At 43.9% G+C, this 26783-nt stretch carries 26 protein-coding genes; 6 read left to right on the forward strand and 20 right to left on the reverse strand.

The features are described from left to right. Window positions 1-22: 22 nt before the first annotated feature. Window positions 23-940 carry an EamA family transporter RarD gene (gene rarD / locus D6V41_RS09670; RefSeq protein ID WP_277750970.1) on the forward strand — a complete coding sequence of 306 codons (918 nt, stop codon included), beginning with the start codon at window positions 23-25 and terminating at the stop codon, window positions 938-940. A 10-nt stretch (window positions 941-950) separates the two neighbouring features. Here rarD and D6V41_RS09675 read toward each other — a convergent pair whose 3' ends face one another. From D6V41_RS09675 to uvrD, 4 genes are all read right to left on the reverse strand, one after another. Beyond that, the gene (locus tag D6V41_RS09675; protein WP_136251308.1) at window positions 951-1802 is read right to left on the reverse strand and encodes a substrate-binding periplasmic protein; all 852 of its coding nucleotides are present in this window, start codon (window positions 1800-1802) and stop codon (window positions 951-953) included. An 87-nt stretch (window positions 1803-1889) separates the two neighbouring features. Then, a complete protein-coding gene (locus D6V41_RS09680; protein WP_136251563.1) occupies window positions 1890-4961 on the reverse strand; it encodes an efflux RND transporter permease subunit in 3072 nt (1023 codons plus the stop codon). Window positions 4962-5092: 131 nt separating this feature from the next. Further along, window positions 5093-6193 carry an efflux RND transporter periplasmic adaptor subunit gene (locus D6V41_RS09685; RefSeq protein WP_136251309.1) on the reverse strand — a complete coding sequence of 367 codons (1101 nt, stop codon included), beginning with the start codon at window positions 6191-6193 and terminating at the stop codon, window positions 5093-5095. A 199-nt stretch (window positions 6194-6392) separates the two neighbouring features. Next, window positions 6393-8567 carry a DNA helicase II gene (gene uvrD / locus D6V41_RS09690; protein WP_136251310.1) on the reverse strand — a complete coding sequence of 725 codons (2175 nt, stop codon included), beginning with the start codon at window positions 8565-8567 and terminating at the stop codon, window positions 6393-6395. 269 nt (window positions 8568-8836) lie between these two features. On the opposite strand from uvrD, the gene D6V41_RS09695 reads away from it, so the two are divergent. Together D6V41_RS09695 and cysE are read left to right on the forward strand one after the other, a co-directional pair. Next, window positions 8837-9169: a hypothetical protein gene (locus D6V41_RS09695; RefSeq protein WP_136251311.1), complete on the forward strand. Its 333-nt coding sequence runs from the start codon at window positions 8837-8839 to the stop codon at window positions 9167-9169. After that, on the forward strand, window positions 9166-9984 hold the full coding sequence (cysE, locus tag D6V41_RS09700) for a serine O-acetyltransferase (RefSeq protein WP_136251312.1): 819 nt from the start codon (window positions 9166-9168) through the stop codon (window positions 9982-9984). Before D6V41_RS09695 ends, cysE begins: the two co-directional genes overlap by 4 nt. Window positions 9985-10056: 72 nt before the next feature. On the opposite strand, the gene D6V41_RS09705 is transcribed toward cysE, so the two are convergent. The 13 genes from D6V41_RS09705 to D6V41_RS09765 form a co-directional block, all read right to left on the reverse strand. Beyond that, complete coding sequence (locus D6V41_RS09705) at window positions 10057-10605, reverse strand: hypothetical protein (RefSeq protein ID WP_136251313.1); 549 nt, start codon at window positions 10603-10605, stop codon at window positions 10057-10059. Between the two features lie 187 nt (window positions 10606-10792). Next, window positions 10793-11641 (reverse strand): glutathione-dependent disulfide-bond oxidoreductase, encoded by an 849-nt coding sequence (yghU, locus tag D6V41_RS09710; RefSeq protein WP_136251314.1) that lies wholly within the window; start codon window positions 11639-11641, stop codon window positions 10793-10795. Between the two features lie 71 nt (window positions 11642-11712). Further along, a complete protein-coding gene (locus D6V41_RS09715; RefSeq protein ID WP_136251315.1) occupies window positions 11713-12714 on the reverse strand; it encodes an endonuclease/exonuclease/phosphatase family protein in 1002 nt (333 codons plus the stop codon). 16 nt (window positions 12715-12730) lie between these two features. Then, the gene (locus tag D6V41_RS09720) at window positions 12731-13459 is read right to left on the reverse strand and encodes an HAD-IA family hydrolase (protein WP_136251316.1); all 729 of its coding nucleotides are present in this window, start codon (window positions 13457-13459) and stop codon (window positions 12731-12733) included. After that, complete coding sequence (locus D6V41_RS09725) at window positions 13456-14391, reverse strand: tyrosine recombinase XerC (protein WP_136251317.1); 936 nt, start codon at window positions 14389-14391, stop codon at window positions 13456-13458. The genes D6V41_RS09720 and D6V41_RS09725 overlap by 4 nt, the downstream gene beginning before the upstream one ends. Window positions 14392-14412: 21 nt before the next feature. Beyond that, window positions 14413-15171, reverse strand: coding sequence for a DUF484 family protein (locus D6V41_RS09730; RefSeq protein WP_136251318.1), 759 nt, complete (start codon window positions 15169-15171; stop codon window positions 14413-14415). After that, complete coding sequence (gene dapF, locus D6V41_RS09735) at window positions 15168-15995, reverse strand: diaminopimelate epimerase (RefSeq protein WP_136251564.1); 828 nt, start codon at window positions 15993-15995, stop codon at window positions 15168-15170. The genes D6V41_RS09730 and dapF overlap by 4 nt, the downstream gene beginning before the upstream one ends. 39 nt (window positions 15996-16034) lie before the next feature. After that, window positions 16035-17282, reverse strand: a complete 1248-nt coding sequence (lysA, locus tag D6V41_RS09740) for a diaminopimelate decarboxylase (protein WP_136251319.1) — start codon at window positions 17280-17282, stop codon at window positions 16035-16037. Further along, window positions 17282-17446 carry an LPS translocon maturation chaperone LptM gene (gene lptM, locus D6V41_RS09745; protein WP_136251320.1) on the reverse strand — a complete coding sequence of 55 codons (165 nt, stop codon included), beginning with the start codon at window positions 17444-17446 and terminating at the stop codon, window positions 17282-17284. Before lptM ends, lysA begins: the two co-directional genes overlap by 1 nt. 88 nt (window positions 17447-17534) lie before the next feature. Then, the gene (locus tag D6V41_RS09750) at window positions 17535-18620 is read right to left on the reverse strand and encodes a tetratricopeptide repeat protein (RefSeq protein WP_136251321.1); all 1086 of its coding nucleotides are present in this window, start codon (window positions 18618-18620) and stop codon (window positions 17535-17537) included. A gap of 100 nt (window positions 18621-18720) precedes the next feature. Further along, complete coding sequence (locus D6V41_RS09755) at window positions 18721-19227, reverse strand: hypothetical protein (protein WP_136251322.1); 507 nt, start codon at window positions 19225-19227, stop codon at window positions 18721-18723. A 168-nt stretch (window positions 19228-19395) separates the two neighbouring features. Beyond that, window positions 19396-20496, reverse strand: a complete 1101-nt coding sequence (locus D6V41_RS09760) for an MJ1255/VC2487 family glycosyltransferase (protein ID WP_136251323.1) — start codon at window positions 20494-20496, stop codon at window positions 19396-19398. Window positions 20497-20502: 6 nt separating this feature from the next. Next, window positions 20503-21024: a phosphatase PAP2 family protein gene (locus D6V41_RS09765; RefSeq protein ID WP_136251324.1), complete on the reverse strand. Its 522-nt coding sequence runs from the start codon at window positions 21022-21024 to the stop codon at window positions 20503-20505. Window positions 21025-21242: 218 nt separating this feature from the next. Between D6V41_RS09765 and rraA the strand changes: the two genes are divergently transcribed. Next, a complete protein-coding gene (rraA, locus tag D6V41_RS09770) occupies window positions 21243-21737 on the forward strand; it encodes a ribonuclease E activity regulator RraA (protein WP_136251565.1) in 495 nt (164 codons plus the stop codon). A gap of 63 nt (window positions 21738-21800) precedes the next feature. Here rraA and D6V41_RS09775 read toward each other — a convergent pair whose 3' ends face one another. Genes D6V41_RS09775 through mpl form a run of 3 tightly spaced genes read right to left on the reverse strand, consistent with a single transcriptional unit; the run spans window position 21801 to window position 24658 of the window. Beyond that, window positions 21801-22598 (reverse strand): S1/P1 nuclease, encoded by a 798-nt coding sequence (locus D6V41_RS09775; protein WP_136251325.1) that lies wholly within the window; start codon window positions 22596-22598, stop codon window positions 21801-21803. 40 nt (window positions 22599-22638) lie between these two features. After that, the gene (locus tag D6V41_RS09780) at window positions 22639-23286 is read right to left on the reverse strand and encodes a flavin prenyltransferase UbiX (protein ID WP_136251326.1); all 648 of its coding nucleotides are present in this window, start codon (window positions 23284-23286) and stop codon (window positions 22639-22641) included. Next, window positions 23273-24658 (reverse strand): UDP-N-acetylmuramate:L-alanyl-gamma-D-glutamyl-meso-diaminopimelate ligase, encoded by a 1386-nt coding sequence (gene mpl, locus D6V41_RS09785; protein WP_136251327.1) that lies wholly within the window; start codon window positions 24656-24658, stop codon window positions 23273-23275. The genes D6V41_RS09780 and mpl overlap by 14 nt, the downstream gene beginning before the upstream one ends. A gap of 372 nt (window positions 24659-25030) precedes the next feature. Between mpl and D6V41_RS09790 the strand changes: the two genes are divergently transcribed. Next, a complete protein-coding gene (locus tag D6V41_RS09790; protein WP_136251328.1) occupies window positions 25031-26029 on the forward strand; it encodes a class 1 fructose-bisphosphatase in 999 nt (332 codons plus the stop codon). Between the two features lie 36 nt (window positions 26030-26065). Further along, window positions 26066-26719, forward strand: coding sequence for an HAD family hydrolase (locus D6V41_RS09795; RefSeq protein ID WP_136251329.1), 654 nt, complete (start codon window positions 26066-26068; stop codon window positions 26717-26719). Window positions 26720-26783 lie beyond the last annotated feature (64 nt).

The following is a 26783-nucleotide window of genomic DNA, read 5'->3' on the forward strand; positions in this document are numbered from 1 at the left end:
TGAATTTCGATGGAGCCTTTCGTTGAGCGATAATCAACAAACCCGAGCCGGCGTATTGTTTGCCATTGCTGCCTATACGATGTGGGGTATTGCACCTATTTATTTTAAAGCGCTGACTTTTATTCCCGCGGCAGAAATTTTGATGCATCGCGTTGTCTGGTCGGTGCTTGTGCTGGTATTACTTATTGTTGGTCTTAAATCAATTGGTAAGGTGCAAAGTGCGCTACGTTCACCTCGCGTCATATTGACGCTTTTTGTCGCGGGTATCCTGCTAGCAGGCAATTGGCTTTTATTTATTTGGGCAGTTAATAACGATCATTTGTTGGAAGCAAGTTTGGGGTACTACATAAATCCGCTTATCAATGTCTTTTTAGGGCGATTATTTTTAGGTGAACGCTTAAATCGCGTACAGCAGCTTGCGGTGGCGATTGCCATGATTGGAGTGGGGCTACTGGTGATTTCATACGGACAGCTGCCCTGGATTGCACTTACCTTGGCAAGCAGTTTTAGTATCTACGGGTTATTGCGAAAACAAGTGGCTGTTGATTCCATGCCAGGTTTGTTCATTGAAACATCGATGATGCTCCCTGCTGCGCTTATTTACTGGTTATTTTTTGCCAGCGATACCGCTAACTTAAGTCAAAACAGCCTATCTTTAAACGCATTGTTGTTATTTGCCGGTGTGCTCACTACAGCGCCCCTTCTATGCTTTACCGCTGCAGCCAGGCGGATAAAGTATTCGACTTTGGGCATGTTTCAATACATCGGTCCGAGTTTGATGTTTTTGCTTGCCATCCTTGTTTATGATGAACCTATGAGTGAAGCAAGGCTACTGACTTTTGCCTTGGTTTGGAGCGCATTAGCGATGTACACTTACGACTCAGTTAATCGTATGCGTAAAGAGCGGAAAATAAAACGTCAGGCTCAACGACCTGTTTAAGACGCCTTTTTCAATAGCTAAGACAGGTTTTTTGCATTGCGTTAAGGGCTTTTTTATCCTCTAATAGAGCGTGATCGGACTGAAATTCAGCGCGTATTCGTTCTAACTGCCCTGAGCTTGTAAAATCTTGTATTGCTCTTTCAAGGGCTAAATAGATTTCATCTGTGGTGTTTATATTCAAGGCCAGAAAATTGCCATTTACAGTACTATCGGGAACAGGAAAAACAGGACTAAGCGCTTGCATATCAATATCACCTTCGCTGAGTTGAAAAGGAAGACTGTTTACTGAGCCTACAATCAAGTCGATTCTGCCTTGTTTAAATGCGCGTAAGTTCCCAAAGGGTCGCGTATATAAAATCAAATTCTGACCAGGAATAAAGCCTAAGTTGACCAGATAATCTTTAAAGGCCAAATCTTTTGCCATTCCAATTTTGTAGTTAAGTAAATCGCTTGGCTTTGAAACAATAATATCTTGCCGTTCAGCCAATTTGAAAAAGCAGGCATTAGCCGAGGCAAGAGGACCAATCCACTTGAAAAGCGTTTCTCGTTTGACTAACCGAGAAGTCGAAACAATACCGCTGTTTGGATTATCTAATGCGTTTCGATAGGCTCTGTTCCAGGGCAAGAGTTCAAAGGTGCACTTAATATCTGCGATTTCACATAGCGCTCTTGTGGCTTCAATATTGATGCCAGTGATTTTTTCTTCGTTTTTGAAGTTGTAAGGAGGAAGGTTTTCTGTATAGATATGAAGTGCTAACTTTTTACTTTCTGCCGCATCCACTAAAAAGGTACACAGGCTCATTAAAAACAGCAAGCTTCCATTAAAAAGAGAGGTGTTCTTCACGAAGTGCCCGTTTTTCATTTAAATACTGCTCATAAAGCCCTATCTTTTCAATATAGATCTCGGCGCTTAAAAAATCCAACTTTCGTATGGTTTCTTCCTGAAATTTTATTGGCTCATCAAGGGAGCATTAGCAAGGGCTTCTTTATCTTCATCCTTGCTGTGATCAGATGCTAGCGTCATGTAAACACTCGGCAAAACCAAAAGTGTAAACACTGTACCCACCAGCATGCCGGCTACCAGGATTATACCAATGCTATTGCGCGCTTCGGCACCAGGGCCGGTAACCAGCACCAGTGGAAAGTGCCCTAGCACTGTAGCACCTGTTGTCATTAGTACCGGACGCAGGCGGGTTTTTGCAGCAGACTGCACCGCAGCCAGTTTTTCAAGGCCTTGCCGTTGCATATGATTGGCAAACTCAACAATTAAAATGCCATTTTTTGCAATCAGCCCGACGAGCGTAATAAACCCGACCTGCGAATAAATGTTGATGGTGGTGAAGTCTAAAAATGAAAACATCATTGCGCCAGCCAGTGCTAGCGGGACGGAACCTAATAAAACCACTAAGGGATCGCGCAAGCTATTGAACTGAACCGCCAAGACTAAATAAACAAAGACTAATGCCACTAATAAAACGCCTTCAAGGGTATTACCCTCAAGGCGGATTTGTCGAGACTCGCCTGCATAGTCGATGGTGTAAGTAGGGGGCAGGATTTCAGCTGCAATGTCTTCGAGGGTGGATAGTCCCCCTTCTTTTGTGGTTCCCGGTACGACTTCAGCAAAAATTCTAAAGGCATTTTTTTGCTGAAATTTCGCCAGCACGCGAGGCGCCGTTTCAGTCTCAAGGCGAGCAATGGAACGAATGGGGATCATATCGCCAGAAGGCGCGCGTATTTGTAAATCCAAAATAGCATCGGGATTTAAGCGCTGCTGCTCGTCGAGCATGGGGATCACGCGGTAGGCGCGACCATCCTGATTATAACGATTGACAAAATTACCCGACAATAAGGTAGAAAGTTGTCGACTGACAGACGACAGGTCCATTCCCAAGTCAGCAATTTGTTCACGATTTAAAACGAATCTGGCTTGCGGCAAGTCAATTTTCAAATCTGTATTGGCAAACAAAAACTTTCCGCTTGCAAGTGCTTTTGCCACTAGCTCATCGGCATACTCTTTCATTTGCACGTAGTTATCGGTACTTTGTACCACAAGCTCTACAGAAAAATTACCCGCAGTAGGAAGTGCAGAATCAAGAACAGGAAATGCTTTGACTCCCGGCACTTGACTCAGTTGGCCAAAGGCTTGCCAATACATGTCTTGTACATTCTGACTGCGCTCATTCACAGGTACAAAATCAACACCGGAAAATCCGCCTGAGGGATTCATGATCTGCCACATAAACTTTGCACCCTCTAACTGTTTCATCGTATCAACTACATCATCCATATGCTTTAAGGTGTAATCGATGGAAGCATCAGGGGCTGATTCAACAATCACAGATATACCAGACTGGTCTTCAGTGGGGGCAAGCTCTTTTAAGGATAGCAGGTAAAAAGGCACGCTTAAAAGCGATAGAAAAACGGCTGAAAACAAGACTTGTCTTCGATATTCGATGGTTTTTAAAAGCACCTTGCCGTATTTTTCCTGCAAGTATTCAAAGATAGCATTGACTTTGCGAGTCACTTTGCCCTCTTTGCCACCTTCCGGGCAGGCATAGGCACTCATGATCGGCGAAAGCGTTACAGCGACCACGCCGGATATTAGTACGGCGATAGCCAGCGTAAACGCGAATTCTTTAAACAATGCACCGGTTAAACCCGATAAAAGGCCAATAGGCGCATAAACGGCAGCAAGAGTCACCGTCATACTGATTATTGGAGACAACAACTGACGAGAGCTGGCAAGCGCCGCCTGCATGCGGCCCATGCCAGAACGCATATAGCGGGCAACGTTTTCCACCACAACAATCGCATCATCCACTACTAGTCCTACGGATAGCACGATGGCTAAAATTGTCAGCAGATTTAAAGAAAAACCAGCTAAGGATATCGCCGCAATCGCGCCCAGAATAGAGATGGGTATAGTCACCAATGGCACTAAGGCGGTCCGAAATGAGCCCATCATAGCGAGTACCACAATGCCAACCAGTATTACTGTTTCGACTAGCGTAATAAAGATTTCGCGCAAGGCATCACGCATATAAATGGTGCCGTCATAGCCATCTGTAATGCTTAAACCTTTGGGCATGGTTTGATTGATTTCATCAATCATTACGTACAATCGATCGCCTATTTCAATTTCATTCGCGCCTGGTAGCGGCCAAACCGATATATAAAGCACTACGTCTTTATCCAGGCGGGCAGTCACCACACCTTCTTCTTCGTCCAGATTAACCTCGGCAATGTCCTGAATACGAATTTGCACACCATCAACTTCGCGCACCACTAAGCGTTTAAACTCTTCCACATTTGTTAAATTAGTGTCGGTGAGCAAGGCAATGCGCTGTCTGTCGTTTTCGCTATTGCCGAAGGTCGCGATAAGATTATTCGCGCGAAGGGCATCAGATACATCATCTGCCGCTACATCAAAAGCCGCCATTTTTTTAGGGTCCAGCCAAATGCGCATAGCGGGATTTCTGCTCCCCTCCAATCCAATCCGCTGAACGCCTGGAATAGAAGCAAGTGTTGGCGATACATTGCGCGATAAATAATCCGTAACTTCTAATCGCGACATATCCGCTTCTTCTTCATCGTAATTGACGGTGAGGTAGAAAATGGCAAACGGGCGGTCGGCTCTTACTACCTGGATTGCCGGGTCTTCTGCGCCTTCGGGCAACTCAAAGCGAATTTGGTCTATGCGGGCTGAAAGCTCTGCCAGTGCTGCCGAGCTATCTTCATTTAAACGCAGCCACACCGTCACCGTGCTCAAGCCCGGTGTAGTATTGGAATCTACATAGTCAACGCCTGGCACCGAAGAGGCGGCGCGTTCAATAGGCTCTGTGATAAATCCCTGTATCGTTTCGGCGGAAGCGCCTACGTAAGGCGTAGTAATTTGAATCGAAGCGCTACTGATTTGCGGAAACTGTAATACAGGGATACTTAAAAACGCACGTATGCCAATCAGTACGATGGCAAGGGATAAGACCACAGCTAAAATAGGGCGTTTCGAGAAAATGTCCATCACCGAGGGGGTATTGATCAAACGCGAACTGGATTCACTTTCATCCAGTTTTTGTAAGTGAGGCTGATGCTGCCTGTTGGCCTTTTCAGGCCTGCTGTTTGAGTCAGGACTGGAGGATGATGTGTTCGCCATTATTCAGAATCCTGCCCAGACTGAGCCGGTGCGGCATACACCAAAAGCCCCTCACTTAGTTTGGCAGAGCCAACGGTCGCAATCACATCGCCACTTTCAATGCCAGATGTCACCATTGCGGTGTCTAACTCTCTGGCAGCAAAGCTTACTGCCTGGCGTTTTGCGCGCCAGTCACCCTTCTCGTCCTTTTCGAGCTTGTATACATAGCTGCCAAAGGTGTCAAAGCGCAAAGCTTCATTTGGAACAGGATAAACCGTTTGTTCACTATCAATTGGCAACAATACGCTAACAAAAGCGCCAGGTTTGAGGCCTTGCTGTGGATTTTCAAGACTGGCTCTTACCTGCATACTGCGCGATGTACTGTTAATTTGCTGATTCATAGCGGTGACGCTTGCCAAAAGCGTGTCTGATAGTAACTCAGGCATAGCGATTTTCACCGTGCTTCCCAGCTTAATATTGCTATTCCATTGTGGTACAGCAAAATCCACCCAGACTTTTGATAAATCACCCACTATACTTGTAATAAGTGTATTTGCAGCAATGTAAGTGCCCACTTCCCAATCGTGGATGCCTGCTACGCCATCAAAGGGAGCTCGAATGGTTTTACGATCTATCGTGGCTTCAAGGGCTCTGGCTCTTGCGCGATTGACCGCAAGTAACGAATTAGCGCGATCAAATTGATCTTTTGAAGACGCATTTAGCTTTAGCAAGTCACTTAAGCGTTTAACATCTAACTTTGCCAGTTCGATTTCAGCATTAATTGCGTCAAGTTCGGCAAGTTCAGGCGCGATATTAAGCTGAATGAGCACATCGCCCTGTTTTACGCTGGCGCCCGACTCAAAGCCAACTTCGGTAATCATACCTTCAAACTCGTTGCGTAACTCAACTGATCGTATGGCTTTTATTTCTCCCATTACCTGTAAATTGGGCTGCCAGCTACTTTGAAATACTTCGATGATTTGCACGGTTTCACTTGCTTCAGGAAACGATTCGCCAAAGGCAATCGCTGCTTTTATTTGGGTAAATTTCACAAAACCGAGAATCGCCACTATGGCAAAAAGGAATAAGAGCGTGATTAACCAACGCTTCAACTGCGTCATAAACTTTCCTTAAGCAATCATTTTTAATGCATGTCGTTAGCCTGAGCTAGCTGCAGTCAGCAGGCAAATCAACCACGCACAATCGTGTATTAAGACTTAATCGTTAAACCAATGACAAATTATACAGTTGATTGCGATAATTTGATTACAGATTGTCCTGTTTATTCATAAAAAGATACAAAGATGACGAAAAATTAATTCAGCCAACTTTTTGCAGCTTGGCATAAGCTAACACCAGCCACTTACTGCCAAAATCATCAAAATTTACCTGCACGCGAGCATGATCGCCAGCGCCTTCGTAATTAAGCACTGTGCCTTCACCAAATTTTTTATGCGCAACGCGCTGACCTAAAGTAAACCCGCTATCCACAAAAGCTTCATGCGAGCTTGCTTGACTAAAGCGATTATGTACCGGTTGTGCTATTTGCGACCGCAAGCGAATCTCTTCAATGTACTCGTTAGGTATCTCACGGATAAAGCGAGATGCCGTATGATACTTATCTTGTCCATAGAGACGACGCGTTTCAGCGTAAGTGATGACAAGCTGTTGCATTGCTCTGGTCATTCCTACATAAGCGAGTCGACGCTCTTCTTCCAAGCGCCCTGGTTCGTCGTTGCTCATATTGCTTGGGAACATGCCTTCCTCAACTCCGGCAAGGACCACCAGCGGAAATTCCAGCCCTTTTGCAGTATGAATGGTCATCATTTGTACCGCATCTTGATTGGCATCGGCTTGTGCTTCGCCAGCCTCAAGTGAGGCATGCGCCAAAAAGGCGGCCAAAGGCGTCATTTCTTCTTCAGTATCGTCTGGCATTTCAAACTGCTTACAGGCCGTCACGAGCTCTTGCAAGTTCTCTACTCGCGCCTGTGCTTTTTCGCCTTTTTCAGCCTGATACATCGCATAGAGTCCAGACCCTTTAATAATTTCGTCTGCCTTTTTCTCTAAAGGGAGTTCAGCCGTGCGTTGCGTAAGCTTGTTGATCATTTCAACAAAACTATCCAATGCATTGAGCGCTCTTCCACTCAGCCGTTTGCCTTCGATCATTGCCTTGCTGGCATCCCACATGGACTTATTGTTTTCGCGCGCATAGCTTCGAATATTGGCAAGGGTTTTTTCTCCCAAACCGCGGGCAGGGGTATTAACCACGCGTTCAAAGGCTGCATCATCTATCACGTTGTTAACCAAACGCATGTACGCGAGCGCATCTTTGATTTCCTGACGTTCAAAAAAGCGTAAACCACCGTAAATGCGGTAAGCCAAACCCTCGTGCAAGAGCGCTTCTTCAAGTACGCGAGACTGGGCGTTATTTCGATATAAAATCGCGCAGTCTTTTAGTGCATTACCATCATCAAAGAATTGCTTGATGCGAGAGACAATAAAGCGCGCTTCGTCGGTTTCATTAAAGCCGGCATACAATGCGATTTTGTTCCCCTCGCTTCCGTCAGTCCACAAGTCTTTGCCTAATCGCCCCTGATTATTGGCGATAACTGCATTGGCTGCTTTTAAAATATTGCTGGTGGAGCGATAGTTTTGCTCAAGGCGAATGGTTTTAGCGGAAGGGTAGTCTTTTAAAAAGTGCGAAATGTTTTCCACATTAGCGCCGCGCCATCCATAGATACTCTGGTCATCATCGCCAACAATCATCATGCTGTTTTCAGGGCTTTTGAGCAATTTAAGCCAGGCGTATTGAATGTTGTTGGTATCCTGAAACTCATCCACCAAAATTGCGCGAAATCGTTTTTGATAGTGATGGCGCAGAGCGTTGTTGTCGCGAAGCACTTCAAAGGCCAAAAGCAATAGCTCAGCAAAATCGACCAGACCAGAGCGTTTGCAGGTATCTTCATAAGCGGTGTAAATCTCTTTCATTTTTTGTTGAGTTGGGTCATTAAATGTCTCAACATGGGCGGCTCGAAGCCCTTCATCCTTGTTGCCGTTTATAAACCACTGCACTTGTTTGGGCGGATAATGCTTTTCATCAATATTCATTGCTTTTAACAAGCGCTTGACGAGGCGATACTGGTCGTCTGAATCAAGAATACTAAAATTTTGCGGCAGGCCAGCTTCTTCATAATGCAGGCGCAACAAGCGATGCGCCAAACCGTGAAAAGTTCCAATCCACATCGCGTTCATCGGCGCTTTCATCAAGTGCTCAACTCGCCCGCGCATTTCGCGCGCGGCTTTGTTGGTAAATGTTACCGCCAATATACTAAATGGTGTGATGGCTTCTACTTCCATTAACCAGGCAATACGATGAACTAATACGCGCGTTTTTCCGCTGCCTGCCCCGGCAAGAACGAGCATGTTCCCATTAGGTGCAGCAACGGCCTCGCGTTGTTTGTCATTAAGCTGGTCTAATAGTCGAGAAACATCCATTCAGTAAACCTTTCGTTTTTATTTAGTGTAAAAATAGCAGCAAGGCATTTAAACTATCTATGCAAGCGCCATATAGCAGTAAAGTGTATCAAGTTTTTTGCCGTAAAGCTGTTTATTTATACAGCGAATTAAAGATAAGTATTGGCAAAATTATTCTGAATATATTGAGTTATAACGATACTGAGCATGGTTATGCGTATAAAAGGGTTTATCACTTGGCATTCAGACTGATCCCGCCCTGAAACAGAACAAAGACAGGACAGCATATTTTGAAAGACTGGTTTTATACTCGAGATGAAAACTCAGACAATATCACTATTATATTTAAACCTTATTCGATGTACGCATTGCTTGCAGTATTACTCGTGATAATGGCAGTAAGTTTTGTGCCTGCGCTTGCGGCCTTTGAGCCCTATGCCAACTTTTTGCTGCCTATTGCTGCGCTAATTGTACTGGCGCGCATTATCTTGATGCATAAGGTCAATCGAGAAATCCAGCAGGCCATGAAAGCAGATAAAGTAACAATCAGTGGCGGTAAATTAAGCAAAAGTCGTCCGCTGACGTTTATTATCACAAAACACGAAGAGAGCACGCCTTCATGATTGATACAAAAATTCATCCTGATGCCCAGGCTTTTTGGTTAACACTAAAAAAAGAAGCAAAGCAGGTCTCAAGACGTGAACCTTTGCTGGCAAGTTATTTACATGCATGCGTACTCAGCCACCACAATTTAGAAACGTCATTAAGCTTTATTTTATCCAATAAAATCAGCGACGATGTGATGCCTGCCATTACCGTAAGCGAAATCTTTGATGAGGCATATTTGCTTAATCCTGAAATGGTTGAGGCAGCAATGCTAGACGCGCAAGCCATTGTCCAGCGAGATCCGGCTGTAGATAAATACTTACCTGTACTCACTTATTTTAAAGGCTTTCAAGCACTTCAGGTGCATCGTCTGGCGCATTACCTGTGGCAAAATGGACGCAAAGAACTCGCGATATTTTTACAGTCGCGTAACTCGGAAGTATTTTCTGTTGATATTCACCCCGCGGCAAAAATTGGGAAAGGCGTGATGTTTGATCACGCCACCGGTATCGTCATTGGTGAAACGGCGGTCGTGGAAGATAACGTGTCTATTTTGCAAGAAGTTACGCTAGGCGGAACAGGAAGTGAGTCGGGCGATAGGCACCCCAAAATCCGAGCGGGTGTGATGATTGGATCAGGCGCGAAAATTTTGGGTAATATCACAGTAGGTTATCGCTCCAAAGTAGGCGCTGGCAGTGTTGTACTGAACGATGTACCCGATTGTGTAACAGTTGTTGGCGTTCCTGCAAAGGTAGTCGGTAAACCCAATTGCGATATGCCCTGCGACTCCATGCATCAAAATGTACTGGAAGATGGTGAAAAAAATGATTAATCAAACACTAGTTCATTTATCAAATTATCCACCAACTTCTGATAAACACCTTAGGTCGCCCTGCAAAATAAGCTAGCTGCTTGGCAATAAAGCTTTGTTGGTTTTTTGTAATTCACCCAAGGCCTCAGCTTCTTCGACTTGAATTAGTTTGGGCTTTGGTGTGGTGAATCCGTTTGTATCCACTTCAAGTCGATAAAAATAACGTTTTCCTGCTTCGACGTTTAAGGAGGCAAAACGATTCATCTCGACTTTATTGTTAGCATTAGATGCCTCTGCAGCAGTCAAAGCGGCCGAAATTGAATTTATAGCATCAAAAGGGTAGTTGAGAAAGTAAGGGGGTGACTGTCTCAAATCAGCGAAAAGCTCCAGTGTGCCCGGTTCTGTGTCAAATTCAGTGTAAGACTTATAAGATAAAACGGCGAGATCTCGCTGCCCGTCAGATAAAAGAAATGAGTTGGCCGAACCAAAAAACTGATTGTTGTAAATCACGATTTTTGCGCTCTTTGAATCAGCCTGCAAGTCTTTATTCGAAAACAGCTCACCCTGCGGTTGAGAAGCGCAGCCGAATAAGAACAAAGTAGAAATGATATAAAGACTATTTTTAATTAACCGTATATTCATGTTTAAGCCCTCAAGTTCGATAATGGAAAATAGCACACTATTATTGTTCAATAAATATACTATTTTAATTTTCTACACGCATCTATCTCAATTTCTGCTTAAATAATTAGATTATTTATCAACATGCGATATGCCCTGCGACTCCATGCAGCAAAATGTACTGGAAGATGGAGACGCAGGATAGTACTTATACTAAACCCTTAAAATCCTCGCTACTGTGTCTCTCCTTAAGCTGTTTTTCATCATCGCCCCAGACTTTATTCACCAGTCTTCCGCGCTTAACGGCGGGTCGCTCAAGAATTTGCTTGGTCCATCGCTGCAAGTGTTTGTAATCCTGTACTTGTAAAAATTCACCAGCGTCATATAAGCTTCCGTGTGCCAGTAGGCCATACCAGGGCCAAATCGCCATATCGGCAATGGAATAATGTGCGCCTGCAATGTACTCGTTGTTTTCAAGCTGTTTATCAAGTACATCGAGCTGTCGCTTCACTTCCATGGCGTAGCGGTTGATTGGGTATTCGTATTTCTCAGGCGCATAAGCGTAAAAGTGACCAAAACCACCGCCTAAAAAGGGAGCGCTTCCCATTTGCCACATCAGCCAGTTGAGCGTCTCTGTTCTATCGTGCCCTTGTTTGGGTAAAAAAGCGTCAAATTTTTCGGCCAAATGGATCAAGATTGAACCTGATTCAAAAATGCGCAGGGGCACATCGCTTGAAAAATCCATAAGCGCCGGGATTTTAGAATTTGGATTAACACCCACAAACCCGCTTGAAAACTGCTGTCCTTCCTGGATATCAATTAACCAAGCGTCGTATTCCGCCTCTTGAATCCCCGCTTCCAAGAGTTCTTCAAACATGATAGTCACTTTTTGGCCGTTTGGCGTTGCAAGCGAGTACAGTTGAAAAGGATGCTCTCCAACCGGTAACTCTTGCTCGTGTCTTGCTCCCGCTTCAGGTCGGTTGATGTTTGCAAATTTTCCGCCGTTGTTCGGATCCCACTTCCATATTTTAGGCGGGGTATAACTTTTATCAGACATAAATTTACTCCTGCTGCGTTTTTATATTTACGATATTTGCCCTGTTTTAATGACTAAGCTTAGAAGGAGAATTAGGCTTCATCAATTGCAAGTTTGGTAAATAGTGGAAAATGATCGGAGCCTATGCTCGGTAGCCGCTTCATTTCGACCAGTGAAAAATGCTCACTTACAAAAATGTGATCCAGCGGCCATCTTGCCCAAATATGTTGCGCATGAAAGGTATTAAAGAAACCACGACCGATACGCGGGTCCAACAAGCCACTTTTTTCTCTAAAGGCCTGTGTCGTTGGCGACCACGCAACATCGTTCAAATCGCCGGTAACGATCAATGGTTGCTTAGATAGCGCAGCCTCTTTTGCGTAAAGTAAAAGCTCTTTGTCTCTGGGTTTTGCGGTTTCAGCTTCAGTTGGACTCGGCGGCTCAGGATGCACAAAAAACGCCCTTATGGATTGTTCATCAATTTCGATATTACAGGTGATTGAGGGTATGTCGTTTTTTATGCGGTAAAGCACATCCACGTTGGATAAGGGGTGTTTGCTGTACAAATGCATGCCATAAAGATTGTCGAGAGGCACAGGTACGCGATGAGGATAATCGTCTAGCCCATCATCAAGCTGCTGCTGCCACCAAATATCAGACTCTAGAGTAATTAAAATATCCGGTTGGTGTTTATTCACTAGTTCGATTAATTTAAAAGCCTGTCGATTATGCATCAACACATTTGAGGTAAGCACGCTTAACTGCACTTTAGGAGATTTACTGCGACGGATTTCGCTTTTGTAAAAGGGGGTGTAAGGCAATATCCAGTGGCCCTGAAAAAGCAGAACGAGGGCATTTAAAACAACACACAATGTAGACACCGCCTCAAAATATGAGGCATTCAGGCTCATCAGGACCAGAATGTTTACGATACAAATAATGCTGATCTGAAGGCGAGGGAATTCCCACGCCCGAAACAACCAATGATCAAACGGTAAAATTGAAAGCACAGTCACAATAAGGCAAACGAAGCTCATTGTAACGGCAATAGCAACGGCACCATGTGATACTGCATTCAGTAAATCGACATCCATGCTTGTTAACCCTTATTTATTTTTGTTGTTTTAGTATAGTCATAAGTTGAGATAAGGCATGAAGCTCTATGTGCGGCAGAACTTGCGTTACTTCGCTGCTAAGTTCACGCTTTCTATCAAACGTAAACCACGCTGATATCATACCTGCTTGCGTGGCTCCCCAGACATCCTTTTGCAAATTATCCCCTACATGCATAATGTATTTGGCAGGTAAGTCTAAAAGCGATATTGCTTCTTTAAACATGTCGGGATAAGGCTTCATTCTGCGTGTCTTACTGGCGTGAAGTGCGTGCGTAAAATATTGTTCGATACCAATTTGCTTAAGATTTACATTTCCGTTTGTGATAGCAACGAGAGGTACACGTTTCGATAACTTCTTCAAGGTTTTGCAAATGTTTTTGTCTACTGTGAAGTCGCTGCGTTTGTGATAAAAGGTATCAAAGCAATCGGCGACGGCGTCTGGAATGATATCGCTTCCTAAGCCTGCAGCTAAAAAGGCTTTAGTTAGGGTTATTGTGCGCAAGGCGCCCATATCGTGCTTTAGCTCAGGTGATTCGGCAAGTGCCGCTTGCTTAAATCCCAACCAGTCCTTGGGGGAGTAATGCTTTGCATGAGGATAATGTTGCGCGATGTGCGTACGTAAATGTTGCTCCGCTTCAAGTATATATGGCCAGTTATCGTATAAGGTATCATCCAAATCGAAAGTTAAGGCCTTAATTTCTCCAAACGGTTTGTAAATAATCACTTCTTTTTAGCCCTCGGATGCGCCTTGTCATAGATTTCTGAAAGATGTTGAAAATTAAGGTGGGTATACACCTGAGTCGTAGACAAATTAGCATGGCCTAAAAGCTCTTGAACCCCTCTTAAATCTTTGCTCGATTCCAATACGTGTGTAGCAAAAGAATGGCGCAAGGTGTGGGGGCTGATTTGTTGGTAAAGTGTCTGATGTTTAGCCCAATGATCTAATCGCTTGGCCAACTGTCGATTAGAAAGCCGACGTTTTTGTTTAGAAATAAAAAGCGCCTGTGCGTCTTCCTGCGCGCCAGGTGGGGCGTACTCATCACGAATATTTAAGTAATCTTCCAGTGCTTTTGATGCCTTTCGGCCTATGGGGATGATCCGCTGCTTATTACCTTTGCCGGTAACTTTTACTGACATTCCCGACTGACTTTCTTCCAGAAGGTCTTCAAGATCTAAGCCGGTTACTTCCGATAAACGCAAGCCGCAGCCGTAAATTAACTCAAAAATTGCTTTGTCTCGCAAGCCAATAAAATCATCACGCTCAAACGATAAAAGCGCGTTCATTTCGTCAACATTTAACTGCTTGGGTAGCGGTTTATTTTGCTTAACTGAATGAACGCTTTTAGCAGGGTTGTGTTGTAAATAGCCAAGCTTGACCAGAAATTGACAAAAGTTTCGAAGTACCGTTAGTTGCAAATTTATACTGCGTGATGACAGGCCTCGTTTATGACCAATATGCAGCACCTTTTTGCAGTCTTCGGTGCTAAGATGTCGCCAATTGTCCAGTTGCAATCGAGATTTGATGTCGAGCAATTGACGTTCATAATTTTTAACAGTATGCGCTGAAAGCTGTCTTTGTACTTCACACTCATGAAGATACTGACTGAGTAACACATCATCCTGAGCTTTGGTTTTTGATGGATTAGCGTCACTCATAGTATTCCCATGAGCTTGTGTTTACGCAAATTGCTTAAGTTGATGAGTTAAAAACGCCTGTAAGTAGGCTAATAGGGTTGTGTCCATATCTGGCGAAAAGTGCAATGGATTTTCGCTTGCGATGGCCAAGAGTGCAATCGGCTTTTCCTGCACATTATCTTTGTCAGTGCCGATTACAATTAAAGCGACCGATTCAACACTTTTCTGTGCGTCTTCATTCATGGAAAACAAGACTTGCTTTTCATGCTGATTCAAACGCCCAAAATAAAAAGGCTGCTTATTGAGACGCTTATCCAGTAATGCCCGCTGTTGCAACTCTGGCAGTTTATACGGCGAATCTATTGCGTCGTTAAAAGGATAAAGCACTGCCTGACTCAAACCCAAGGCTTTACAAAGCTGTGTGCTTAAAATGGAATTTAGCTCTTGGATGCTGCTGCTTTTCGCAATTGCCAGATTCACGTCTGCATAGGTAGTGTAAATTGTCTCATTGCGTTTGGCGTTATGAATGAGTTGTTCAAGTTGTTTCTTTTGGCTTTTGATTTTGTCGCGGTATTGTTCAATTTGTAGTTGAGTAAGCGAAACGACGCCTTTATTCTGATGGTGTACTTGTAGTTCGCTTAATACCTGCGGATGCTGAAGGAAAAAATCAGGGTTTTGCTGTAAATAAGCAACGATGTCTTTCGCTTGTATCGGCGCTGTTTCGTGATTTTTTTGAGTCTGTTCATTCGCTGCATCGGCTTTGCAAATATCTTCAGCCTGAGGCGATAAGGAGTGTGTCATAAAGGTATTTGTCCATCGTATATATGTTCGGCAGGGCCGGTCATTTTAAGCATCGTGTCACCGCCTTGCCACTTAATGCTAAGTTTACCACCGGGTAGCTCAACGTCCACTTCTTGTTTTAATTTTCCCTGCATTTGTCCTATTGCGACCGCAGCACATGCACCACTGCCGCAAGCAAGTGTCTCTCCTGCGCCGCGTTCATATACTCGCAATTTAATGTGTGAATCATCAACAATCTGCATAAATCCGACGTTAACACCTTCTGGAAAACGTTCATGCTGGCCTAAAAATGCGCCAATCTTAGCGACTTCGGCTGTCTCAACACTGTCGACTTCGAGCACGCAATGCGGGTTTCCCATTGACACCACGCCGCAAAAGTAAGTGGTATGGTTATCTCTAATGATATAGGTATTTTCCTGTTTATTGGCTTTAAAAGGTACTTCGGCAGGCTCAAAGATTGGCTTACCCATATTGACTGTAACTTGTCCCTCTTTTTCAATATATAAGACCATACGGCCAGACTTTGTGCTTACCACAATTTTATTTTTGTTTACCAAGCCTTTATTTTTAACAAATCGTGCAAAACAACGAGCACCATTTCCGCATTGAGACACTTCACTGCCATCGGCGTTAAAAATCCGGTAGTGAAAGTCTTGGTCTGGGTCGTAGGGGGGCTCAACAATTAGTAACTGGTCAAAGCCAACACCAAAGTTACGGTCCGCCAATTGCTGGATTTTTTCTTTAGAAAAAAAGACATTCTGGGTGACCGCATCGACCACCATAAAATCATTGCCAAGGCCGTGCATTTTAGAGAAATGCAACATTGGCCTTTTTTGTTGTTTGTTTGCTGGCGAGTGCATCATTTACGTCACCACAAATTCATCTTTGTACAGGTCGCTGAGCTTTTCTCTTGCGCGCACAAGAATACTTTTGTCTTTATCTACCATTATTTCAGCTGGGCGGCATCGGCTGTTGTAATTGCTGGCCATCACAAAACCATACGCACCCGCACTTTTTACTGCCAGTAAGTCGCCTGCCTGAATAGCCAAATTGCGATCTTTACCTAAAAAATCACCCGTTTCGCATACGGGGCCAACCACATCATAGGTCTGAGGCAATTCTTCTCTCACATTGACCGGCTCGATTTTTTGCCATGCGCCGTACAGTGCCGGTCTTAGCAGGTCATTCATCGCAGCATCAACAATTGCAAAATTCTTTTCTTCGCCTTGCTTTAAAAATTCTACTTTTGTCACCAAAATACCCGCGTTTGCAGCAATGGCACGTCCAGGTTCAAGTATGAGGGTCAAATGCTCACGACCAACCATTTTCTCGGCCATTGCTTGTGCATAAGCTTTCGGATGGGGTGGGTTTTCGTTGTTATAAGTCACACCCAGTCCACCGCCAACATCAAGATGTTCTATGTGAATATCAAGTTCCGCTAACTGATCAATCAATGATAAAAGGCGCTCTAGGGCATCCACAAATGGTGCAATCTCTGTTAACTGAGAACCAATATGGCAATCCATACCTTTTATGAGCAGATGAGATAAGGCATTCGCTTTTTGATAGCTTGCCAGAGCGTCTTCATGCGCAATGCCAAACTTATTGGCTTTTAGTCCGGTTGAAATATATGGGTGGGTTTTTGCGTCCACATCCGGGTTAATTCTCAAAGAAATCGGCGCCATTACGTCCATGGCACTTGCCACGCTGTTGATACGCTCGAGCTCCGGAATTGATTCTACATTAAAGCATTTGATTCCTTGCTCAAGTGCAAAACGGATCTCATCTTCGGTTTTACCTACGCCAGAAAACACGACCTTTTTCGCTTCTCCACCCGCCGCCAGAACTCGTTCCAGCTCACCACCCGAAACAATATCAAAGCCCGATCCCAGTTTTGCCAATACTGACAGCACACCCAAATTTGAGTTGGCTTTTACTGCATAACAAATAAGATGCTTGTGAGCACTTACTGCATCATCAAAAGCCTGAAAATGACGCTCAAGTGTGGCTCTTGAATACACATAACAGGGGGTGCCATATTGCATGGCGATATCTTCTACGGCGACATCTTCAGCAAACAATCGCTTGTTTTTGTATTGAAAAAAATCCATTACTGCTCTCCTTGCAAATTTTGTTCGGAGTCAGCGGTATCGGAAGCTTCTTGTGTTTGATTTGCAGGTGGCTCTTCAGGAAGATACAAAGGTCCACGCTGACCACACGCACTTAGCAACATGACTAGACATGCTGTGAGTACGCATTTTTTTTGCGACGTCATAGGGTACTTCAACAATTAAAACGCTAATGCGCTAACATTGCACTGCAACGACCAAAAATGCAAATGAAATTGCGGTTCTCAGCGCAATTTAGCTCAAGCTTTCTTCACAAAGTGAAGCGGCGTTATTTTGATGTTTATCCACTAGTTGCGTGAAAAAGGTCCATGTATCTGATGATAGGTAATAACGCAGAGACGATAGCTTATTACCGCCATTTGCAAACCATTGTGATAGTGAACAGATCATAACATCGGGATACCCCGCCTTACTGGCAGCAATCGTTCGAATGGCCCAGTTCCATTCGCTTTTGGGATAAACGCGCAATACTAATTTTGAGTGGCCAATTGCTTCTTCCCACTGATTCTCATGCAGTGAAACGAGCGCTTTATTTTCAATGGCGGAAGCAAGTTCCTGGTCGTTTGAGGAAGAAGATACTGCGCGTTCAAAATCTGCTTTTGCCTGATTTATCGCGCCTAATCTCAAATGAATGAGGCCACGTCTTCGATACACCGAAGGAAAATTATTTCCCAGAGAAATTGCGTCATTGTAGTCATTCAGTGCTTGGTCAAGCGAAGGATTTTCATCGCTATGTAAACGAACCCAGGTTAAACCTCTGTCTACCAATATACCTGCTTTGATGCTCCGTTGAGCTTGTTCTAAGGCCTCACTATACGCACTTTTGGCTTCAGCAAACTCGCGCTTGGCAAAGAGAATTCGACCTAATCCCCATAATGCGATGCCTTGTTGTTCATCTTCTTCGAGAACCTGCTCAAAGTAGGCACTTGCTTGGTCAAAATCTTTCTCTTCAAAACTCTTGATCCCGCGCAGAAGTAATATTTCGGCTGAGGCTTCATCGTCTTGCGCACCTAAAGAATATGCATTTTGCTTGATTTGCTTTTCTTCCATCGTCAAAGGGACATTTTTCAAAAATTTCTCTACAACGAACAGGGCTTTTTGATCGTCACTGTTAGTGTAGCTTAGTCGCTCTATGGATTCTTTTAAGCTGCTTATCTCATTAAACATGGCTTGTGAGCGAATCTGATCTTCTCTCGCCTGCTCTTTAAAGGCAACCAGCTCCTGAGTCAGCCTGCCGGAATCCTGTTTAATTACCTCAAGTTCGTCTTGCAAAGCCTCAAGTCGCTGTTGATCTTCCTGATACTCACTCGCCCCATACAAAAACAAAAGGCCTACCAAAACAATGGCACTTAACTACACTCCAATGGCTAGTTTGGCCTTCTTTTGGTTGTCTTTTAAATTTTCAATGGCCTCTTCAACATCACTTTGCATGATTTTGCGCTCCCTGCGATGGGTGACGGGCTGTGTTTTGCTCAGAAAGGTTTTGCGGCGCAGCCTGTCCGCCATTTCCATTAGGATTTACTGCATTAATAATATTGGTGGCTTTATCGGTAAACTGCATAAAATGTTCGATAGCAGCCCCACCACAAGATACTTGCTCAAGCGCGCGAAAAAACTGATGCCGGTCGTCAATCGTTAATAAACAGATACTAAGTTTGGAAACACACTTTTCAGACGCGTTAATCGTTATGTAAATAATGGCAAAAAACAGAAAAAAGATGCCAACAAAAGTGCCAATCGTGGCGTAGCCTGCGTCTTTTTCTACAAAAAGCTTGTATAAAAAAACACCAACAAAGAGCAAGAGAATACTGATGAGTAAGACCAGTATTGTCTTTCGGGTGCGAGTGTTCGCTTCAATGACTTCGGTTTTCACAATTTCGAAGCGTTGACGAATACACTCAGGGTTCCATTGCGAGTGGTTAGACATAAAAAATCCTTTCGATCAATTTATGACTAAACTGCAACCTTGGTAATACTTACCCTAAATGAGAAAATGGGTCGAGGAAATTAGCCTACTGCAATTGATAATGCATATAGATTTTTACTATAGCCCAATTCAGGCGACTTTGTCATGTTTGAGATAAAATATACTGAATTACGCGTGCAACGTTGCCAATTTGGCCTTAACTGCATCTGGAAACTTCACTTGCTCCCAGAGTGTTTTGCAAATCTGCTGGTGCTTATGCCAATTTCCTTGCGCAATCCAATCAACGAACTTCTGACAATCACCGGGATAGGAAATTCGAGTACCCTTTCGATGTTGTAGCCATTCATCAATTTCTTCAGCATTAACACTGTGCATCACCTCGCACAAATCCAGCTTCTTGAGTGTATAAGCATTGGATAACTGCTCATATTGGCCTTTGAGCGGTTTTAGCAAAAGCGCTTTTCCCAAAGTCAAACATTCAGTTGAAAGTTCAAATCCGCTATTTGCAATAACGCCGGCACAACGATGAAGATCTTGCTTGAAAGTGCTTGTCGACAAAGGGCACCAAAGAATATTCTTGTCTTTTACCTGTTTGGAGATATCAGGGTGATAGCAGATAAACGCTTGTTCACTTGGTATTTGCAATTGCTCCTGAATGGTAGTGAGTGTTTCAAACGGCAGATAGACAAGCGTGAATGGATTTCCCGATAACGTTGTCACTGATGGCTTTTTAGAGGCTTCAGCTGCGTGTGTCACATCCGTCACAAAAGGTGGAATAATTTGATGACCAAAATGATACCAATGTGTGCCCAGTGAGTACTGCGTTGGTGCAAAGTGTTTAGTAATTATTTTATCCGTTAAGCCTTGTTTGTGTTTTGGTACATTTTGTAAAAATGCAGCCTGATGGCTCACTGAAAGAGAGGGGACGCCAGATAACTTTGCTGCCCATGCCGATACTGGCTCAAAGTCATTAATCACAAGATCGTAATTGTCTAGCACCAGCGATCTGAACTCGGTAATAAACTGATACACATTGTTTTGCGTGAGTGTTTTACAACGATTTATTCGTCCATTTTCGGTAATGAAAGTGAGTCCGCGTCGGCTTTGATATCCGTTGAATACTTCCATGTCAAAATAATTATTCGATGCTCGACCACTAAACAAATAATCAACTTGAAGATCTGAGCGTTTTGCTAAGGCATGCGCCATATGTCTTGCGCGCGTAATATGACCGTTTCCCGTCCCTTGTACACCGTACAAAATTTTCATGAGATTTTATCCAAGTATTACCATGGCGCTAATCGCCATACAAAGGCCCAAACTTGCGCCGATTATTACATCTAAAGGAAAATGCACGCGCAGGACAATGCGCGAAATACCAATCAGACTAGCCCAAACGAATACAAACAATGTGAGAGTAGGATAATACTGCGCAACGATGGTCGCCATCAGGAATGCTGCTGCTGTGTGCCCCGAGGGCAAACTAAATTTGTCGGCAGGCACAATATGCGATTTCAGGTTATAAAGTAAGTCGCATGGCCGTTTGCGCTTAAACAAGTGCTTGAGCACTACATAAAGAGGGATTTCGATGCTGTAAGCTAAAAGGGCGGTGTAAAAAAATAGTGCCCCGTGTTCTGGGTCATAAAAATACAAGAGCGTCGCAACTAAAATGTATAAATAGCCGTCTCCGCTACGAGAAATCCATTTGAACACTTTTACGCTGAATTGGTCAGGGCAGCAAAGGTGCTTGGTGATCCATTGAAAAACTTGTTGGTCCAGGTAGGCAAGGCGTCTCATTTATGGATTCCTGCGCTTTTTTCAATGGACCTCACCTTAAGGTTAAAGTATGAAGCAATCGTGACACTTATGCGAAAAGATTATGACAATATCCCTCTCCAGCTTCGATTTAAACGCTTTACTTAGCTATTTTAAATAAAATCAGTCTGATTAGTTTACTCTCTATGCGTTTTGCACTAGGGTGATGGAGTGTTTATCTATCGATGTTGTTTACTACTATGGAAATCAATACTTCTGAACTTTGTGATTTATACGCCGACCGCATTGATGTGGTTGAGCCTGTGTTTACGAATTACGGTGGTGCATTTTCTTATGCTGGCGAAATCAGTACGATAAAGTGTTTCGAAGACAGAGGTTTGGTCGATAAAGTACTGGCAACTAATGGGATTGGAAAAGTCTTATTAATTGACGGTGGCGGATCCACACGGCGTGCTCTAGTTGATGCGGAAAACGTTCAGTTGGCAGTTGAAAATGGATGGGAAGGTATCGTTTGTTATGGTGCGGTTCGCGATGTGGATTTACTTGAAGAGTTTGATATTGGTATTCACGCAATTAACTCTATTCCAGTTGCGGCCGATAGTCGTGAGATTGGTGATTTAGACATTGCCGTGAATTTTGCTGGCGTCACATTTTTGCCTGAAGATTTCATATACGCAGACGGCACCGGGATCATTTTATCCCCAGAGCCGCTTGATATCGAAATGGACGATTAATGCTCATGCCTGTTAGGCAAGCCATCTTATTATGACTTGCCAATAAGGTGTAAAGTGCAGCGTTTATTTATATTGAGTGAACACTTCGTTCAAGTAGGCGGCTATTCGCACACCGCCTTGTTGTAAGCGCAGGGTCGCGGTATCAATGTGGTCATAAAGATACTGCCATGACAGACTGTCTTCTTCAGGATAAATTTTATCTCTGATTGCAACGCTTTCGGCAATATAAACCAAGGGATCGGTAGTCATCCACGCTTCAGCCTGTTCAGGCGTAATTTTACTGCCAAGCCAATCACTCCACTCGGTATAGGATAAATCTCGTTGGTCAAGCAGCCCCGAATCCCATACGCGATGAAGATTTGATTCTTCTCTGAAAAACTCAAGCTTTACGTCATTGCCACCGCGATCTTTTCCGTTCCCAGCATGGAGCGGCTGATGTAAGTCGCCAATAATGTGAATAGCAAAACGCAGAGCCAGTCGCTTATCTTCAATAGACGCTTTTGGATCGCGAAGCGTTGACGTGAACGATTCGAGCGCTGAAACGGAGTCCCCCTGTTCAGGCGCACCTACTTCTGCGTAAGTTTTACCAGGCGGCACCGTTACATAATGATAGGGGCCAGCCACTTTTTGCCAGAAGTGATCAGGATTGGAGCGCATTTCATCTGGGTAGGTAGAGGCTTCCGCCAGGCTTTCATTTAAGAGGATCTCCTCAATTGCCGCTTTTGCCTGATCTGACAGATAATTCTCAGCAATTTTGCCTGTTACTCGATGGCCAGTTTGCCCCCAGGCATGCGCGAATTGACTGCTTGTAAGCAGGCATAAACAGCCAAAAGTCGACATCGCAGTTTTGAGCATTTTCATTCAATTATTTTCCTATTAGTTAGTAATATGGCTTAAATAACTAGTCTTGAGTCTCATCAGGTTTTGGGGCTCTTGCATGATCATAGCCCCATCTTTGGATTAAGCCCTGATCAACGCCAATATGGTCTAATATGCGAGCCACTACAAAATCAATCAAGTCATCTATCGTTTTCGGATTATGATAAAAGCCGGGAGCAGCAGGCATAATAGTCACGCCTAAGTCAGCAAGAGTCAGCATGTTTTTAAGATGCAAACTTGATAAAGGCATTTCGCGGGGTACAACAATTAACTGGCCTTTTTCTTTTATGACCACATCGGCGGCTCGCTCAATTAAGTTATCGCAGGCGCCAACCGCAAGAGAAGATAGTGTGCCGGTGGAGCAGGGGCATATGATCATCTGCTTGGGCGCGGCCGAGCCTGATGCCACTGGAGAAAACCATTCTTCTTTACCGCATACGCGAATTTGCCCGGTTTTCGCACCTGAATATTCTGTAAAATAAGCGCTTGCCTGTTCTGGCTTTGCTGGCACTTTCATGTCTTCTTCAGTGGCAAATACAACGCGTGCTGCTGAAGACATAAGCAAATACAGATGATAGTCGGCTTTGACTAATTCTTTGATTAGTTTAAGCGCGTATGGCGCTCCCGAGGCACCAGTAATTGCCAGCGTAATGGATTTATCCATGAACATCTTCCTTATTTGCGCTTGCTTCTAAAGCATGTAGCAGTTTTTTATGGATGGAGTCAAAGCCGCCATTACTCATGATTAACACGTGGTCGCCTGCCTGTAAGCTTTTGCTTAAATTAGCAATAATGTCATCGGTTTTTTTGTAAAGATGCACTGGAACCTTTGAGTTATCGACCAGTTGTTGCAAAGACCAATCTAAACTTGCTGGCTCAAGCAAATGCACCTCATCTGCTACTTGCCATGATTGCGCTAATTGATTTTTATGAATGCCCATACGCATGGTATTGGATCTTGGTTCTAATACGGCTATGATTTTTTGATTGCCCACTTTCTTACGCAAACCGTCAATGGTGGTTTTGATGGCGGTGGGGTGATGGGCAAAATCGTCATAAACCGTTACGCCCTTTGCCAAGCCCTTAATTTCCATTCGTCTTTTTACGTTTTTAAAGCTGGCTAGTGCTTTGATTGCATCGTCAATGCTCACGCCAGCATGATGGGCAGCTGCAATAGCCATCAGTGCATTATGCATATTGTGCTCACCAATTAAAGCCCAACTTACCGTACCGACCGGCTTTCCTTTGTGCACCACATGAAAGCTGCTGCAATCCGAGCGTATGGGGTCTGCCTGCCAAATGGCTTTGTGCGCACTGCCAATGAACTGTTTTTCAGACCAGCAGCCTTTTTCTAAAACGGCTTCCATATTCGCTTCAGCGGCTTTTGAAAGTACAAGGCCATTTGAGGGGACTGTTCTTACCAAATGATGAAACTGCTTTTTGATTGCATCTAAATCTTCAAAGATATCCGCATGGTCAAATTCAAGATTATTGAGAACAAGTGTTCTTGGTCTGTAATGTACGAATTTGGAGCGCTTGTCAAAAAATGCGCTGTCGTACTCATCTGCTTCAATAACAAAAAATGGCGTCTCACCAATGCGGGCAGAAATACCAAAGTTTTCGGGAACGCCCCCTATCAGGAAGCCCGGATGTAAACCCGCATCTTCTAATATCCATGCCAACATAGAGCTTGTACTGGTTTTACCGTGAGTGCCTGCTACAGCTAATACCCAGCGGTCTTTTAACAAATGATCCAATAACCACTGTGGGCCACTGGTGTACGGAAGATTTCTGTCAAGCACGTACTCCACCGCGGGATTACCGCGAGCCATTGCATTTCCAATGATCACCATATCGGGAACCGGTTCAAATTGGGATACATCATATCCTTCTGAAAGCGCTATCCCAAGTTGCTCTAGTTGTGTGCTCATAGGCGGATAGACATTGCGATCAGAGCCGGTCACCTTATACCCTAAACTTTTGGCGATGGCCGCAATGCCACCCATAAAGGTACCGCAAATTCCTAAAATATGTACGTGCATAGAATTGTTTTGCCGTTAATATAATTTATGCTGAATGATGAGGTCGATAGTGTAACAGATGCGATGCAAAGGGATAATATTTGATAGGCATCAGCACACTTTTCTTCAAACTTTGCACTTACTTCGCACAAAAAGTTCAGATTTTTTCTTTCGCAGTTACAAAATTACCTAAAAAAATGAGGGATTAAGACATTTGTCGCTTTTCATTCATTCACTATTCGCTGTACAATGAATTTGTGCATACGTATGCAGTTAGACTTCAAAGGATTTCTATTCTCGACTTTACATGCATGATGCAAATAAATAACCAACATCACACTCGCGCAATAATAATTACCATAAAGCGCCTCATCAAAAAGGAACGCAGGTTTAATGAAACGCCTCAATTCTCAGCTACAACAAGACGGAGCTCCACTTGAGCTTATTTTATTAATAAGAACGCTGCTTGCAGGCTGCAAAGAAATATCGTTTCGTGTTAGCCAAGGAGCTTTGGCAGGCGTATTGGGCTCTACCTTGAGTGAAAACGTACAGGGAGAGACGCAAAAAAAGCTAGACGTTATTTCGAATCAAATTTTAAAAGATACCTTGCGTGAATCGGGCTATGTGAAAGCAATTTCATCTGAAGAAGAAGAAAATGTGGTTCCCTGCAACCCGGAAGGAAATTACCTGGTAAGCTTCGATCCACTTGATGGCTCATCTAATACCGAAATTAATAGCCTCATTGGCACCATATTTTCTATCGCCCATGCGCCGCAGTGGATGAAACCTGATGATCCGTCCGCATTTTTACAACCCGGTACACAAATGGTTGCAGCCGGTTATGTGTTATACGGGCCATCTACCATGCTTGCAATGACAACCGGGCGTGGTACGCATCTTTATACCTTAGATAAAACTCATGGCGGATTTTTGGTGACTAATGCAAATGTGCAAATTCCCGAGCAAACCAGCGAGTTCGCAATCAATACATCTAACCAAAGGCATTGGGAAGCGCCCATTCAACAATACGTGTCTGATTTAATTGCTGGTTCAGAAGGGCCGCGTAAGAAAGATTACAATATGCGCTGGGTCGCTGCGATGGTGGGCGATATTCATCGCGTTCTGTGCAGAGGGGGAATTTTTATGTATCCCTTCGATAAGCGAAACCCTAAAATTCCAGGAAAGCTGCGATTATTGTATGAAGCCAATCCTATGGCATTTTTGATAGAACAGGCAGGTGGCCTGGCGTCTACCGGTGAGGGCCGGATTATGGAAGTAATGCCGCACGAAATTCATCAGCGTGTGCCCACATTGCTTGGCTCAAAAGAAGAAATAGAGGCCTGTTTAGCGTATTATTCCAAAGATAAAAATAAAAAAGCCGTAGCAAGTTAGTCTCAAGCTACGGCCAGAAGGGGAATATAGCCGCTTATGTCTAAAACGCGCATTGACGCAATTTTATTTGATAAAGACGGAACAATATTTGACAGCGAACAGGCTAACAAAACAGCTTGGATGACGACTACCAAAGAGTTTGGTATCGATTTTAGTGAATCTCACTATCAACAGTTTGTCGGTGTCCCTACTCAAGACTGTTTTGCGATGGCAAAAACCATGTTTGATAGTGATTTTCCATGGGATGAATTTTTTGTGTCACTCAGAAAGCGGATGCTGCGTCAGTTTGAACAAGGTATTGCGTTTAAGACGGGCTTTGAATCCTTTTTCAGTCACATCAAAACCGAGCAATATCCGCTGGCATTAGTGACTTCTGCAAACCGTTTCGGAACCGAGCTTACCTTCAAGCAATCAGGCTATTTGTCTGACTTTCAGGCAGTGGTGACCGTGGATGATGTAAAGCAGCCTAAACCGCATCCGGAGCCCTATCTGCTTGCATGCTCAATACTTGAGGTGGAACCTTCTCATACTATCGTGTTTGAAGATTCCAATGTGGGGCTTTTGGCCGCGCTGGATGCTGGCTGCAAAGTCATCGGCATTGAAGATTTGGTGCCTATTGAGCCTGCGATAAAATCACGATGTTTTGCAACGGTCGAAAACTTTCAGCAGGCTAAATCCTTGCTTTTTTAAGTCTCTGCATATAACGCAATGGCGCACACAGCTTAAGACATTTGTCGCAAAGGTTTTACTTAAG

It is taken from the genome of Ningiella ruwaisensis, from assembly GCF_004798935.1.
Classification (GTDB): domain Bacteria; phylum Pseudomonadota; class Gammaproteobacteria; order Enterobacterales; family Alteromonadaceae; genus Glaciecola; species Glaciecola ruwaisensis.